This window comes from Nocardiopsis metallicus (assembly GCF_014201115.1).
Taxonomy (GTDB): Bacteria; Actinomycetota; Actinomycetes; order Streptosporangiales; family Streptosporangiaceae; genus Nocardiopsis; species Nocardiopsis metallicus.
The window spans coordinates 156,273-169,787 of sequence record NZ_JACHDO010000001.1; the positions used below are offsets into that span (position 1 = coordinate 156,273).

Genomic DNA, 13,515 nt, shown 5'->3' on the forward strand with positions numbered 1-13,515 from the left:
AAAGTCGCGGGGGGAGTGCGCATGGCGACGATCGGCCAGACCCTGGCCGCCGCACGTATCGCGGCGGGTTGCTCCTTGGAGAACCTGAGCACACGTACACGGATTCGCATGCAGGTCCTTCGGGGCATCGAGAACGAGGACTTCGTCCCCTGCGGAGGGGACTTCTACGCGCGCGGGCACATCCGGAGGATCTGCAAGTTCCTCGGACTCGACCCCGCGCCGCTGCTGGAGGAGTACGACCGCGAACACGCCTCGAACGAGAAACCCACCTTCGTTCCCCCGCCCCGGCACCCGTCGGCCAGAACCAAGGCGGCCCGGGTGGCCGCGGCCCAGGGCGGCCGAGCCCACACCGGGACCGACGACCACGAGGCGCCCCAGGACGTCCCCCGAAGCATCGGTGACGTGAACGAGGACCCGGAACAGCGGGCCGAGAGCTGGGGGTACTTCGAACGCAAGCAGAGACTCGCCAGACCGCCGCGGCGCAACCGGCCCAAGGGGTTCGGGAAAGCCGGGGCCGGGGCCGCCGCCGCGGCCGAGGTACCCGCGCCGCGGACACCCGGCAGGCACAGCAAGCCCGCCGAACCGGCCGCTGCCGGAGCGGTCGCCGCCAAGGCGGCGGCCCCGCGGCCGCCCGCCACCCGTGCCTCCGCGGCCGCGGCCGGCACCCGTCGGGCGGAGCGCGTGCGGCGGCACTGGCCCTGGGCCGTGGTCGGGCTCATCCTCATCGCCGCGGTGTTCGTGGGCGTACGGACCTGGCAGGGGTGGGACGACGGGAACCCCGTCCGGACCGCCTTCGAGTCGGCCGGCGCCCCAACGGGTGACACCGTGGACTCCGCGGTCATCACGGAGGAGGCCGCCGCCGAGCCCGCCGAGACCGACGACCGGGCCGCGGCGGCCGAGGCAGTCGCTGCTGCCGAGGCGGCGGAAGCGGCGGAAGCGGCCGAAGCGGAGCCGGTCGAGTTCACCGTCGGCCTCACGGCCACCGATCGCAGCTGGGTCAAGGTCAGCGAGGTGGACGGCGAGGCGCTGTTCACCGGCTTCCTCGTGGCGGGGGAGTCCCGGGACTACGCCACCGAGGTGCCCCTGACCCTGTGGGTCGGCAACGCCGGGGCGATCGAGGTGGCCGTCGACGGACAGGACCAGGGCCCCAGCGGGGGCTCCGGTGAAGTGAGGGAGATCACCGTCGGGGCCGACGGTTTCGACAACTGACAAGCACGTTCACGGCGGGGCACGCGCTCGCGTGCCAGGAGGCCGGGGTACGGGTGGGTTGGTCAACCACGGTAGTGTGGGGGGCTGCGGGCGGCGCCAGTCGACGCCTTCGTGCGAGCACGAGCCGACCGGGTGCCCCGGCCTCCGGCCGCGCCGCGCCCCGCACCACTCGAAGCTCTCCCACACGCTTGGAAGCCATGTCATCGCGACGTACTGTCTCACTCGTCACCCTGGGGTGTGCGCGTAACGAGGTCGACTCCGAAGAGCTCGCCGGGCGCCTTGCCGCTGGCGGCTGGGACCTCGTCGACGGAGACGCCAAGGCCGACGTGACCGTCGTCAACACCTGCGGGTTCATCGACGCCGCCAAACAGGACTCCATCGAGACCCTGCTGGAGGCGGCCGAGGGAGGCGGGAAGGTGATCGCCGCGGGCTGCATGGCCGAGCGCTACGGCTCCGAACTCGCCGACGCCCTTCCCGAGGCCAACGTCATCGGATTCGACGACTACGCCGCCATCACCGACCGGCTCGACGACGTCGTCGCCGGGCGCGCCCTGGTCCCGCACGACCCGCGCGACCGCCGCACCCTGCTGCCGATCAGCCCTGCCGAGCGCGACGCCTCCCAGGTCCACGTGCCCGGGCACGCCTCGTTCGCGGACTCAGAGGGTGCCGACGGCACCGAGCTGCCCTACCGGGCAGCGATCCCGCGCCGCCGCCTGACCGGCGGCCCCGTCGCCAACCTCAAGATCGCCTCCGGTTGCGACAGGAGGTGCACCTTCTGCGCCATCCCGGCCTTCCGCGGCGCCTACATCTCCCGTCAGCCCGACGAGATCGTCCGCGAGGCCGAGTGGTTGGCCAGTGAGGGCGTGCGCGAGGTCTTCCTGGTCAGCGAGAACTCCACGTCCTACGGCAAGGACCTGGGCGACGTGCGCGCGCTGGAGAAGCTGCTGCCGCGCCTGGCCGCCGTCGAGGGCCTGGAGCGGGTCCGGGTCAGCTACCTGCAGCCCGCCGAAGTCCGCCCCGGGCTGGTGGAGGTGCTCACCGGTACCCCCGGTGTGGTGCCCTACTTCGACCTCTCCTTCCAGCACGCCAGCGGTCCGCTGCTGCGCCGCATGCGCCGGTTCGGCGACCGCGAGCGCTTCCTGGAGCTGCTGGAGACCGCCCGCAAGGCCGCCCCGGAGGCCGGGGCCCGCTCCAACTTCATCGTGGGATTCCCCGGCGAGACCGAGGAGGAGTTCCAGGAGCTGGTCGCCTTCCTCAGCGAGGCCCGTCTGGACGCCATCGGTGTCTTCGGCTACTCCGACGAGGACGGCACCGAGGCGCTCACCCACGAGAACAAGGTGCCCGAGGAGGTCGTGGCCGAGCGGGTGGACACGCTCAACCGCCTGTCCGAGGAGCTCATGGTCCAGCGGGCCGAGGAGCGCATCGGCAGCGAGGTGACCGTCCTGGTCGAGACGGTCCTGGAGGACGGCGCGTACGAGGGCCGCGCCGAGCACCAGGCGCCCGAGGTGGACGGCAGCACCATCCTGTACGGCGAGGACCTCGCCGTCGGCGACCTGGTGCGGGCCACCGTCATCCAGTCGATGGGCGCCGACCTCGTCGCCGAACAGGACGTCGCGGAGCAGGACGGGGAAGCCGGCGACAGATGAGCACCCACGACCCCGCGGCTTCGCCCGCTCCCCAAGCCCCGCTGTGGAACATCGCGAACATCCTCACGATGAGCCGCCTGGTCATGGTGCCGGTCTTCGTCTGGTTCATGTTCCTGACCGGACTCGGCTGGGAGCTCGCGGCCTTCTCGGTCTTCGTGATCGCCGCCATCACCGACCGCGTCGACGGTGAGTTGGCCCGCCGCCACAATCTCGTCACCGACTTCGGCAAGATCGCCGACCCCATCGCGGACAAGGCGCTGACCGGCGCCGCGCTGATCGTCCTGTCCGTCCAGGGCGAGCTGTGGTGGTGGGTCACCATCGCCATCCTGCTGCGCGAGTGGGGCATCACGCTCCTGCGGATCGCGGTGCTGCGGTACGGGGTCATGCCCGCGAGCAGCGGCGGCAAGCTCAAGACCGTCCTGCAGATCGTGGCGATCAGCATCTACCTGTTCCCGCTCTACCTGCTGCCGTTCACCGGCGTGTTCGTCTGGATCGCGCACGGTGTCATGGCCGCCGCCCTGGCCGTCACCCTCTGGACCGGGCTGACCTACGTGATCGACGCGGTCCGCCTGGTGCGGGCCAAGGGCGCCCAGGGCACCCAGAACGGCGCCTCGGAGTAGCCCGGATGGACGACGAGCGGACGGAGGTGGGGCTCCGGATCGAGAAGGAGGCGCTGGCGGCCGCCGAGTCGGCCCACGAAGCCCTCCGGTCAGCCGGGGCCACCTGCGCCACCGCCGAGTCCCTCACCGGAGGCCTGATCGGCGCGCACCTGACCGCGGTCCCCGGAAGCTCGGCCACCTACCTGGGCGGGGTCGTCACCTACGCCACCGAGACCAAGGCTGCCCTCCTGGGCGTGCCCGAGGACCTGCTGGCCGAGCACGGAGCGGTCCATCCCGACGTCGCCGCCCACATGGCCCGGGGGGTCCGCCGCCTCACCGGCGCCGACCACGGGGTCGCGGTCACCGGGGTGGCCGGGCCCGAGCCCCAGGACGGGCAGCCCGTGGGCACCGTCTACGCGGCGGTGACGGGACCGGACTCACGTACACGGGTCGTCCGGTTCAGTTTCACCGGTGATCGTGCGGGTATCCGCCTTGACACGGTCAAGGGTGCGCTGATGCTCCTGAGGACCGCCGTTCGCGGGGACGTGACGGGAAACACCCGGGCCTGATCCCTCCGGCTGCTCCGTATCCCCGGGGGCTCGGGAACAAAACCACCCCCGGATGCGGTTCCCCCTCCAGCGAACAGGACGGCAAGAGGTGCCCGAATCGGGCGTGGGGCAGGTACGGTGTTGTATATGAAGGTCGCTACCGGCGGGAGGGAGCGCGAATGATGGTCCTGCTTCGTCACCTACTTGGTGACGTCCTCAGGCGGCTGCGTCAGCGCCAGGGCCGCACCCTCCGTGAGGTGTCGGCTGATGCACGGGTTTCCCTCGGATACCTGTCGGAGGTCGAGCGCGGGCAGAAGGAAGCCTCTTCCGAGCTGCTCTCCTCGATCTGCGGGGCCCTCGGGGTCCCGCTCTCGCAGGTACTCAGAGAGGTCTCCGACCAGCTGGCTCTGGCCGAGCTCCAGGAGGCCGCACTGTTGGGCGACGCGGTCACGACCGACCCCGTCCCCGCGCAGGAACTCGGCATCGCGCCCGTACCGGATCGTGTTCCCCAGGTCGCCGACATGGCGGGTGTCTGACACCCGTCCCCACGTTCACACGTCAGCGCACGCAGCACAACTTTCGCTCGAGGAGCCGGTCACCCCGCGGGGTGACCGGCTCCTCGAGCGTGGGCTGCTCCGTCCGGGGAGGCCCGCTCAGCGGTGTGTGTGGTTGACCCAGGCCTCGGGGTCCTCGGCCAGGACACGTACCTGTTCGGGGAGTTCGTTGGTGACCAGGTGCTGGAGGTTGACCCCCTCCAGGATGGCCCGCTCGCTGGCGCGCAGGGCGATCCACACCTGTTGCAGGCTGCGGGCCGCCCCGTCGTAGTCGACGTGTTCGGGGCGTTCCCCGCGTACGTTGGCGAGCGGACCGTCGACCGCTCGGATGATGTCCGCGAGGGAGATCTCCGCGGCGGGCCGAGCGAGCCAGTAGCCGCCAACGGGACCCCGTTGACTGCGCACCAGACCGGCACGGCGTAGCTGGGTGAGGATGTTCTCTAGGAATTTTCCGGGGATGGCCTGCGCGCGTGCGAGCTGCTCGGCCGTCACCGGACCGTCGCTGGCGACAGCGAGCTCTGCGGCCGCGCGAAGCGCGTAGTCGACCCGGGCTGAAAGGCGCATGCTGTGATTATGCCGTGGTTAGAAGGGCGAATGGGGCACCGTCCGCCGACGAGTCTCGTCGGTGAGCGGGATGCTACGGGTTAAGAGTACTTCTCCTACCGGCTTTCGGGGACATGGGTGACGTTCGGCGCTTCTCAGAAATCTGCGGAGACCGGCGTACCCGGAGAAGGCCGTCGGCCCGGTCCCTGGAGGGGGGACCGGGCCGACGGCGCAGGAAGGTCGCGGAGAGGGAGGAGCCCCGGGACCTACTGGGTGGCCTCGAGGGCGCCCGCGGAGCCGAGGAGCTCTGCGGCACTCAGTCCGTTGACGTGCGCGGCACCGTACGTGCTCACGTAGGCGCCGCAGTCGGGACGCCAGATGGGCAGGCCCATCTCCACCACCACGGCCTCGGGCCGGGAGCTGAGCAGGGCACTGACGAACTCCTGGGTGGTCGGGTAGCGGTGCGCGTCCCGGACCACCACGACCAGGTCGCGGTCGGCGGCCGCGGCCAGCACCGCGGCGGGTTCGTCGGCCTCGGGGGAGAGGCGGACGGTGTCGCGGAACCAGGGACCCAGGCCCCACGGCACCTCGCCGACGGCGATCCCGGCGGGGGCTTCCACCTCGACCACGTACGGGTTGTCCAGCGGCGGGATGTCGCCATCCACCCGGGTGGCCCGGCGGGCCCCGGCCAGCCCGACCGTCCCGGTCACCTCTGCGGTCGCCTTGGTCTCGGCGGACTCCTTGACCCAGTCGCGCAGCCGGGCGTTGCGCTCGGCGGCCTCCTCCAGGCGCTCGCCGGTCAGGCGGCCCTCACGCACCGCCTGGACCAGCGCGGAGCGGACCCGGGCGACCTGGTCGGCGTACACGAACCGGCCCAGGCACAGCAGGTCGCAGCCGGCGGCCACCGCGAGCACGCTGGCCTCGGGGATACCGATCTCGCCGCTCACGCCGCGCATGTCCATGGCGTCGCTGACCACGACCCCGGTGAAGCCCATCTCGTTGCGCAGCAGGTCGTTGAGCAGGGCGCGGTTGAGCGTGGCGGGGCCCTCACCGCCCAGACCGGGCAGTTCGATGTGCGCGGTCAGGATGGAACGGACCCCGGCGTCGATGGCGGCCCGGAAGGGCAGGAGTTCGCGGCGGCGCAGCAGGTCGGCGTCGGCCTCCACCACGGGCAGCGTGTGGTGCGAGTCCTTGGAGGTGGCGCCGTGGCCGGGGAAGTGCTTGGCGCAGGCGGCCACTCCGGCCTCCTGGAGGCCCTGCACGGAGGCGGCGGCGTGCCGGGCGACCAGATCGGCGTCGGCCCCGAAGGAACGGGTGCCGATCACCGGGTTGTCGTCGGCGACGTTGACGTCCACCGAGGGCGCCAGGTCCAGGTTGAAGCCCATGCCGGACAGCTGGACGCCCAGCGCGCGCAGGGTGGCCCGGGTGAGGTCGGTGTCGTCCACCGCGCCCAGGGCCGCGTTGCCGGGGTAGTCGCTGCCCCGGGCCTGGCCGATGCGGGTCACGTCGCCACCCTCCTCGTCCAGGGAGATCAGCGGGGTGTCCGTGGCCTCGCACAGGCTCGCGTTGAGCGCGGTGACCTGCTCGGGGCTCTCCAGGTTGTTGTGGAACAGGCAGACGCCGGAGATCCCGTCCGCGAGCCCGTCCAAGATCCATCGGGGGGCCTGGAGGGACTCGAAGGGCACCAGCAGCGTGGCGTTGGCCAGACGCTCCAGTGTCGGGTCGTGCGGCATGACGAACTCCGTTCGGTGAGCAGAGGTGCCCGGGCGAGGGCAGACGCGTGGCGGGGAAAGGGGTGCGTTGGTGGTGGTGCGGTCCCGGGCCGGGCTCCGTGGTAGTTGGTCGGTGTGGCTGGTGGAGCCCGCCCCGGCGGTGTCGGGGCGGTCAGCCCTTGACCGCGCCCATGGTCAGGCCGGAGACCATGCGGCGCTGGACGAAGAGGAAGAAGATCATCACGGGGACGGTCAGCAGGGTCGACGCGGCCATGATCGACCCCCACTCGATGGACACCGCGCCGAAGTAGTACTGCAGGGAGATCGGCAGGGTGTAGGCGCCGGTGTTGTTCTGCAGGAACGTGAAGGCCACGAGGAACTCGTTCCACGCGGTGATGAACGCGAAGATGCTCGCGGCTGCCAGGCCCGGTGCGACCAGCGGCATCAGGATGCGCCAGAAGATCGTCCAGCCGCTGGCGCCGTCGATGGCCGCGGCCTCCTCCAGCTCCTTGGGCACCGCCGAGACGAAGTTGCGGATCATCAGGATGGTGATCGGCAGCGCGACCGCGACGTAGATGACGAACACACCGGTCAGGTTGCCGACCAGCTCCAGGTCCAGGGCGTTGCCCAGGTGGAAGAAGTTGATGAACAGCGAGATGATCAGTGCCTCGACCGGGACCATCTGGATCACCAGCAGCATGATGATGAACGCCGAGCGCAGTTTGAACTTGAACCTGGCCACGGCGATCGCGGCCAGTAGGGCCAGCAGGGCGGCGAAGGCCACCGAGCCCACGGTCACGATGAGGCTGTTGGAGAGGAACGACCAGAAGGAGGTGCCGGGGATGAGCACGCCCGACAGGACCCGCTCGAAGTGCTCGAAGGTGATCTCGCGTGGGAAGAGAGTGGGCTCACGGGTGAAGATCTCCCCGGTGGGGCGCAGCGCGGTGGCCAGGACCCAGTAGACGGGGAAGACCGCGAAGATGAAGACCGCGAGGGCGGCGAGGTAGGCGCCGCCCCTGCCGAGCCTCTTGCGCAGACGGTAGACGTTGTTCATCGGGTCTCCTCCTGGCGGATCATGGCGCGCAGGTAGTAAGCGCTGATCACGAGTACCAGGACGGTCATGATCACGGCGATCGCCGACCCCATGCCGTAGTTGGGCGGGGTCGAGGCGAAGCCCAGTTGGAAGATGTAGGTCGGGATCAGGTGGATGTCCCGGTTGGTGATGCCGCCGGCCAGGATGAACAGCTGCGTGAAGATCCGGAAGTCCCAGATCACCTGGAGGATGAGCAGCAGTGCGAAGAGCGGCCGCAGCATCGGGAAGGTGACGTTCCAGAAGCTGCGCCAGGCGCTCGCGCCGTCGATGCGCGCGGCCTCGTAGAGCTCGTTCGGGATGCTCTTGAGCCCGGCAAGAACGCTGATGGCCACGAACGGGAACGACTGCCACACCACGGTGATGATGAGGATCGGGAACAGGGTCTCCGGTGAGTTGAACCAGTTGAACTCGTTCCAGCCCGATCCCACCAGCCAGGTCGGCAGGCTGTCGAGGATGGTGTTGACCAGCCCGTATCTGGTGTCGAACAGCCAGCGGTAGACGATGGCGGCGCTGATCACGGGTGTGGCCCAGGCCAGCATCAGGCCGAGGCCCAGGGTGGTGGAGGCCCACTTCGGCAGCTTGTGCATCAGGATGCCGACGAGTGTTCCGAGGATCATCGTCAGGATGACCATGGACAGGCAGACGATGATGGTGTTACGGAAGACCGACCAGAAGCGCTCGTCGGTGAGCACGTAGATGTAGTGGCCGAAGTTGTTCCACTCGGCCTCCTGCCCGCGCAGCTGCTGCAGGCCGTAGTCGTGCAGCGAGATGTACAGCATCTGGCCGATGGGCCAGAGCAGGACCACGGCCAGCACGGTCAGTGCGGGCAGGATCAGGAAGTAGGGAACGAACCTGAGGCGCGTGCGGCGCGACAGGCCCGACCTCCGCCCGGGCCGTTGGACCTCGGGCTCCGTGGGGCGTTCCAGCGTTTGTGTCATGAGCCGTTCCTGGCGGGTTGAGCGGGGGCGGCCGCCGTGCGGGCGGCCGCCCCTGGTGCGTGCGTGGCGAACACGCGGTGGTGGCTACTCCTCGTCGCGGTTGAGCGCCTCGGTGAGCTCTTCGTTCAGCTCGGGGAGGACGTCGTCCGCGGACTCGCCCTCGGCCAGGCGCTGTACCGCGTTCTGGATGGTGGCCAGCTCCCACTGGACGTGGCCCCAGTTGGCGGTGTCGGGGAACAGGCGCAGGTCACCGGTGGCCTGGGTGGCGGCACCGGCCAGAACCGGGTCCTCCTGGAAGGCGTCGCTCTCCAGGACGTCCTCGAACGTCGGGAACATCGACGACACCTCGTTGTAGGGCAGCGCGTTGTCCTTGCTGTTCAGCACGGTGATGTAGTCGAACGCGGCCTCGGGGTACTCGGAGGTGCCCCACACGGCGAGGTCGGAGCCGCCTCCGAAGGCGGGGGCCATGCCGTCCACACCCGGGATGGGCGCGGTGGCCCACTGGTCCGCGTGCTCGTCGTTGAGCTCCTCCAGCTGGGGCTTGGCCCAGGGGCCGTCGATGAACATGCCGATCTCACGGTTGACGAAGTCGGCGTGGGCGCAGTCGACCTCGTTGAGGCCGATGCAGGCGCTCGGGGAGACACCGTCGACGGTGAGACCCGCGTAGAACTCCAGGGCCTCGGAGGTGGCGTCGGATTCGAGCTGGCCGACCCACGCGCCACCCTCCTGGGTGGCGAACTCGCCGCCGTTGGCCCATACGAAGCTGGCGATGCCGTTCATGAAGTCGGTCGGGGCGGCGAAACCGGGAACGCCGTACTCGTCCTCGATATCGGCCGAGACCTCGAGCAGATCGTCCCAGGTCTCCGGTGCCTCGTGGCCGAGTTCGTCGAGCCAGTCCGTGTTGTACCAGAGGGCGCGGACGCCGCTGTACCAGGGCACGCTGTACTGGGCGTCGCCGAAGGCGCCGTTCGCGAGCGCTCCTTCGAGGAGGTCCTCCGCCTCGTCCCAGCCCTCGACGTACTCGGAGACGTCGTAGAGGGCCTCGGCATCGGCCCAGGTGGCGACCTGGTCGTTGCCGATCTCGACGACGTCGGGGCCGCCGGAGACCATGGCGGTCTGGAAGCGCTGGCTGAACTCGCCCCAGGGAATCCACTGGACGTCGACTTCGGTGTCCGGGTAGATGTCCTGGTACTGCTCGGCCACCGTGTCCATGAAGGCGTTCTGGTCTTCGCTGGCGTCACCCATGCGCCACACGGTCAGGGTGTCGGGTGCGTCGCCGGAAGCGTTGCCGCCGTCGCCGTCATCGGAACCGCCGCCGCAGGCGGCCGCGAGCATGACCACGGCCGAAGCCAAGGCGATCTTGGAGAACCTCATGTGAACCTATCTCCCTTCGCACGACGCGCCGGGGCTCGGCGCCTGTGCCCGAGGCAACCTGGGATCATGGACAGATCCGGTTGTCTCGATGTCTCTGGTGGGGGTGTGCTGAGACAGCACTGCACTGCTTTGGGCCGCCCCTCCGGCGCGGGTACCGGTGGTCCGAATATCGTTGCGGACCTGCCGGGACGTGACCTCCTGTGAGGTTGTGAGCTAAATTAACAGGAAACTTTCCTAATAAAAACAGGGTGAGGTGTCACGGTTATGTCTCAACGTCCGGGGACTCCCCGGCTGCTGCGCCAGCTCAACGACCGCGCAGCACTGGAACTCCTACTATCCGGTGGTCCGCTGACCAGGACCCAGCTGGGGACGAGGACGGGCCTGTCGAAGGTGACGGCCTCCCAGCTCCTGTCCCGTCTTGAGGAACGCGACCTGGTGCGGGTCGTCGGCAGCCGGGCGGGCGGGCGCGGCCCCAACGCCGCCCTCTACGCCGTGGTCCCCGAGAGCGCCTACGTGGCGGTCCTCGACGTGAGCGCGGGGCGGGTCACCGCCACCATCGCCGACATCACCGGCCGGATCATCAGCGACGTCACGGTGGACCCCAGCGCCTCCGACGACCCCGTCGCCCTCGTGCACACCGCCGTGATGCGCCTGGTCGAGACGGCCGGGGTCCCCCTGGACAAGGTCCGCGCCTGCGTCATCGGCACCCCCGGCGTCGTCGACCCCCGCACCGGCGACATCCGCTTCTCCTTCGACCTCATGTCCTGGCACGAGGGCGTCCTGGAGGCCCTGCGCGCCGACCTCAAGCGTTCGGTCATGCTCGAGAACGACGTCAACCTCGCCGCCCTGGCCGAGCACTCCGAGGGCGCGGCCACCGGTGTGGACGAGTTCGTGCTCATCTGGCTCAGCGCCGCGGGCGGTGTCGGTATGTCCACGATGATCGACGGCCGTATCCACCGCGGCCGCTCCGGCGGCGCGGGCGAGATCGGGTACCTGCCGGTGCCCGGCGCGCCGATGCCGGTTGACCTCGGCCTCTCCGGAGGGTACGAGTCCCTCCAGGACCAGGGGGACCGGGAACTGCCGCACGGTTTCCAGGCCCTGGTCAAGGCCAAGCAGGTGGTCAAGCTCGCCGCCGAACACGGCATCACCGGCGGCGACGTCACCGAGGTCGTCGCCGCCGCCTCGGCTTCGGACAGCCCGGAGAGCGACGCCTTCCTCGACGCCTTCGCCGACCGGCTCGCCCGGGGCGTGGCCGCGGTCAGCGTGATCATCGACCCAGGGCTGGTCGTGCTGGGCGGCGACGTCGCCAAGGCGGGCGGCGCCAAGCTCGCCGAGCGGGTCCAGGCGGCCACCGCGCGGATAGCGCCCAACGTCACCGAGGTGGCCCTGGGGTCGGTCGAGGGCAGTCCGGTCGTTCGGGGCGCGCTGTTGCACGCCCTGGAACACGCGCGCGACGAGGTGTTCTCCTCCACGGTCTGATCCTGGAGTTTCGACAGTTGTCAGGACAGCGGTCCGCGCCCCGGGCACCCTCACCCGCCGGGGCGCGGACCGCTGGGCGCCCACGGCCCGGTCAGCCGTCGCCGGGGTCCGGGGCGAAGGAGTCGATCATCGTCTGGAAGTCGTCCTGGTACTCCTCGCGCAGTTCGGCGGGGAAGTTGAAGCTCAGCCGGTAGGACAGGCGGCGGTCCTCGTCGGTGATCGACTTGGAGAACATCCAGCGGCCCGGCACCTCGCGCTCCTCGTGGTGGAAGAGCACCTCGTAGACGGCGCCCTCCATCCCGGGGGGCATCCGCACCGGTTCCAGCCGCTGCTGCTCCACGTCGCTGTAGGCGTCGTCCTCCTCGAGCAGCGTCTGCATCCGCTGCATCGCGCCCTCGGCGTCGTAGACCAGCAAGTCGTACTCGGTGACCACGACCGTCGCCGTACCGGTCTCCACCCCCGTCTCCAGTTCCAGGGAGCTCAACCGGACCGCCGAGCCGCCCCCGTCGCCGGCATCCCCGTCACGGACCCGCCAGTCCTCGGGCAGGACGAACTCGACCACGCCGTCGTCGTGGTGCACGAAGCCCTCGGGGGTGTCGTCGGTGACCGGCTCGGTCGTCTCGGCGGCGGGGTCCTCACTCGGGTAAGGGGAGGGCGTCGGCGACGGCTCCTGGGCGGCCGGAACGCCGTCGGCGGCCACCTCGGTCCCCTCGGAACCGGGCAGCACGGCGCGCAGGGTCAGCCCGACCAGGACCAGCAGGGCCAGGACAGCGGCGCCACCGATCCACAGCGGCGCACGTGACCGCCGCGGAGCCGGGGCCGCTGGGGACACGGGAGTAGCGGTGGCCGCGGGCGGGGACGCGAAGGGGGCGGCGGCCGCCGGCGTGTTCGCGCTCACGGGGTGGTTCGGACCCGAGTCCGGACGGTCCGGTTCGGCCTCGGGGGCGTCGAGCACGGTCAGCGCCTGCTCCGGGAGCAGGCGCCGCCGCGGGTCCCGCTCCAGTAGTCGGCCCACCACGGAGGCCAACCGGCCACCGGCGGGCACCGGCGGTACGGGCTGGGTCAGGACCGCGGTGAGGGTCGAGGTGAGCGTGTCCCGCTTGAAGGGCGACTCCCCGTTCAGGGCCGCGAACAGGGTCGCGCCCAGGCTCCACAGGTCCGAGACCGCGCTGGTCTCATCGTTCTCCAAACGCTCGGGCGCCGCGTAGGCCGCGGTACCGAGGATGGTCCCGGTGCCGGTCAGCGCCGTGCCGCCGTGGTCGGGCAGGTTGGCGATCCCGAAGTCGGTCAGCACCGGGCGTGCGCCGTCCTCGGTGAGCATGATGTTGGCGGGCTTGACGTCGCGGTGGATCACCCCGGCCCTGTGCGCGGCCCACAGGGCGCCCAGCAGCGGGCGGGCGATCCGCTCCACCTCGGTCTCGCGCATGGGCCCCGAACGCTTGAGCCGCTCGCTCAGCGACTCGCCGTCCAGCAGCTCCATGACGATGTAGGGGACGCCGTCCGCCTCCAGGACGTCGTGCACGGTCACCACCGACGGGTGGGCGATCCGCGCCGCCGCCTGCGCCTCGCGCACCACCCGTGCCCGGGCGCGCTCGCGCTCGCGGGGCGGCATGTCGTAGGGGAGGTGGACCTCCTTGATCGCCACCATCCGGTTCAGGCCGGTGTCATGGGCGCGCCACACCGTGCCCATGGCTCCGCTACCCAGTTCGCTCAGGAGCTCGTAGCGCCCCACTGACCTGCGCGGGCCGCGCCCGGAGAGGTCCTGAGTGGGACCTGAGGGATCGGGGGGACCAGTGGGGACCATGCACCCATCTTCCCAA

At 70.4% G+C, this 13,515-nt stretch carries 12 protein-coding genes; 6 read left to right on the forward strand and 6 right to left on the reverse strand.

The window, feature by feature from the left end; all coding sequences use genetic code 11:
• The first annotated feature begins 21 nt into the window (after positions 1 to 21).
• From HNR07_RS00635 to HNR07_RS00655, 5 genes are all read left to right on the forward strand, one after another.
• Positions 22 to 1,209 (forward strand): helix-turn-helix domain-containing protein, encoded by a 1,188-nt coding sequence (locus HNR07_RS00635; protein ID WP_184360513.1) that lies wholly within the window; start codon positions 22 to 24, stop codon positions 1,207 to 1,209.
• A 197-nt stretch (positions 1,210 to 1,406) separates the two neighbouring features.
• Positions 1,407 to 2,855 carry a 30S ribosomal protein S12 methylthiotransferase RimO gene (gene rimO / locus HNR07_RS00640; protein ID WP_184360516.1) on the forward strand — a complete coding sequence of 483 codons (1,449 nt, stop codon included), beginning with the start codon at positions 1,407 to 1,409 and terminating at the stop codon, positions 2,853 to 2,855.
• Positions 2,852 to 3,475 (forward strand): CDP-diacylglycerol--glycerol-3-phosphate 3-phosphatidyltransferase, encoded by a 624-nt coding sequence (gene pgsA, locus HNR07_RS00645; RefSeq protein WP_184360519.1) that lies wholly within the window; start codon positions 2,852 to 2,854, stop codon positions 3,473 to 3,475. Before rimO ends, pgsA begins: the two co-directional genes overlap by 4 nt.
• Before the next feature lie 5 nt (positions 3,476 to 3,480).
• A complete protein-coding gene (locus tag HNR07_RS00650; protein ID WP_184360522.1) occupies positions 3,481 to 4,023 on the forward strand; it encodes a CinA family protein in 543 nt (180 codons plus the stop codon).
• A gap of 158 nt (positions 4,024 to 4,181) precedes the next feature.
• Complete coding sequence (locus HNR07_RS00655; protein ID WP_017579554.1) at positions 4,182 to 4,538, forward strand: helix-turn-helix domain-containing protein; 357 nt, start codon at positions 4,182 to 4,184, stop codon at positions 4,536 to 4,538.
• Between the two features lie 117 nt (positions 4,539 to 4,655).
• On the opposite strand, the gene HNR07_RS00660 is transcribed toward HNR07_RS00655, so the two are convergent.
• From HNR07_RS00660 to HNR07_RS00680, 5 genes are all read right to left on the reverse strand, one after another.
• Positions 4,656 to 5,120, reverse strand: a complete 465-nt coding sequence (locus HNR07_RS00660; RefSeq protein ID WP_017579555.1) for an RrF2 family transcriptional regulator — start codon at positions 5,118 to 5,120, stop codon at positions 4,656 to 4,658.
• 245 nt (positions 5,121 to 5,365) lie between these two features.
• Entirely contained in the window at positions 5,366 to 6,832 is a 1,467-nt protein-coding gene (locus HNR07_RS00665; protein ID WP_184360530.1) for a glycoside hydrolase family 3 protein, read from the reverse strand.
• Positions 6,833 to 6,983: 151 nt separating this feature from the next.
• A complete protein-coding gene (locus tag HNR07_RS00670) occupies positions 6,984 to 7,865 on the reverse strand; it encodes a carbohydrate ABC transporter permease (RefSeq protein WP_184360533.1) in 882 nt (293 codons plus the stop codon).
• Positions 7,862 to 8,842, reverse strand: coding sequence for a carbohydrate ABC transporter permease (locus HNR07_RS00675; RefSeq protein ID WP_184360536.1), 981 nt, complete (start codon positions 8,840 to 8,842; stop codon positions 7,862 to 7,864). The genes HNR07_RS00670 and HNR07_RS00675 overlap by 4 nt, the downstream gene beginning before the upstream one ends.
• Before the next feature lie 84 nt (positions 8,843 to 8,926).
• The gene (locus HNR07_RS00680; protein ID WP_184360539.1) at positions 8,927 to 10,216 is read right to left on the reverse strand and encodes an extracellular solute-binding protein; all 1,290 of its coding nucleotides are present in this window, start codon (positions 10,214 to 10,216) and stop codon (positions 8,927 to 8,929) included.
• Between the two features lie 264 nt (positions 10,217 to 10,480).
• Here HNR07_RS00680 and HNR07_RS00685 point away from each other — a divergent pair, with 264 nt between their 5' ends.
• Positions 10,481 to 11,695: an ROK family transcriptional regulator gene (locus HNR07_RS00685; RefSeq protein ID WP_184360542.1), complete on the forward strand. Its 1,215-nt coding sequence runs from the start codon at positions 10,481 to 10,483 to the stop codon at positions 11,693 to 11,695.
• 91 nt (positions 11,696 to 11,786) lie between these two features.
• Here HNR07_RS00685 and HNR07_RS00690 read toward each other — a convergent pair whose 3' ends face one another.
• Positions 11,787 to 13,499, reverse strand: coding sequence for a serine/threonine-protein kinase (locus HNR07_RS00690; protein WP_184360545.1), 1,713 nt, complete (start codon positions 13,497 to 13,499; stop codon positions 11,787 to 11,789).
• Positions 13,500 to 13,515 lie beyond the last annotated feature (16 nt).

Excerpts from the sequence above, each read along its gene's own strand:
- HNR07_RS00665 (WP_184360530.1), bottom strand. The coding sequence starts at position 6,832 with ATGCCGCACGACCCGACACTGGAGCGTCTGGCCAACGCCACGCTGCTG.
- HNR07_RS00650 (WP_184360522.1), top strand. The coding sequence starts at position 3,481 with ATGGACGACGAGCGGACGGAGGTGGGGCTCCGGATCGAGAAGGAGGCG.
- rimO (WP_184360516.1), top strand. The coding sequence starts at position 1,407 with ATGTCATCGCGACGTACTGTCTCACTCGTCACCCTGGGGTGTGCGCGT.
- HNR07_RS00675 (WP_184360536.1), bottom strand. The coding sequence starts at position 8,842 with ATGACACAAACGCTGGAACGCCCCACGGAGCCCGAGGTCCAACGGCCC.
- HNR07_RS00660 (WP_017579555.1), bottom strand. The coding sequence starts at position 5,120 with ATGCGCCTTTCAGCCCGGGTCGACTACGCGCTTCGCGCGGCCGCAGAG.
- HNR07_RS00690 (WP_184360545.1), bottom strand. The coding sequence starts at position 13,499 with ATGGTCCCCACTGGTCCCCCCGATCCCTCAGGTCCCACTCAGGACCTC.
- HNR07_RS00685 (WP_184360542.1), top strand. The coding sequence starts at position 10,481 with ATGTCTCAACGTCCGGGGACTCCCCGGCTGCTGCGCCAGCTCAACGAC.
- pgsA (WP_184360519.1), top strand. The coding sequence starts at position 2,852 with ATGAGCACCCACGACCCCGCGGCTTCGCCCGCTCCCCAAGCCCCGCTG.
- HNR07_RS00635 (WP_184360513.1), top strand. The coding sequence starts at position 22 with ATGGCGACGATCGGCCAGACCCTGGCCGCCGCACGTATCGCGGCGGGT.
- HNR07_RS00680 (WP_184360539.1), bottom strand. The coding sequence starts at position 10,216 with ATGAGGTTCTCCAAGATCGCCTTGGCTTCGGCCGTGGTCATGCTCGCG.
- HNR07_RS00655 (WP_017579554.1), top strand. The coding sequence starts at position 4,182 with ATGATGGTCCTGCTTCGTCACCTACTTGGTGACGTCCTCAGGCGGCTG.
- HNR07_RS00670 (WP_184360533.1), bottom strand. The coding sequence starts at position 7,865 with ATGAACAACGTCTACCGTCTGCGCAAGAGGCTCGGCAGGGGCGGCGCC.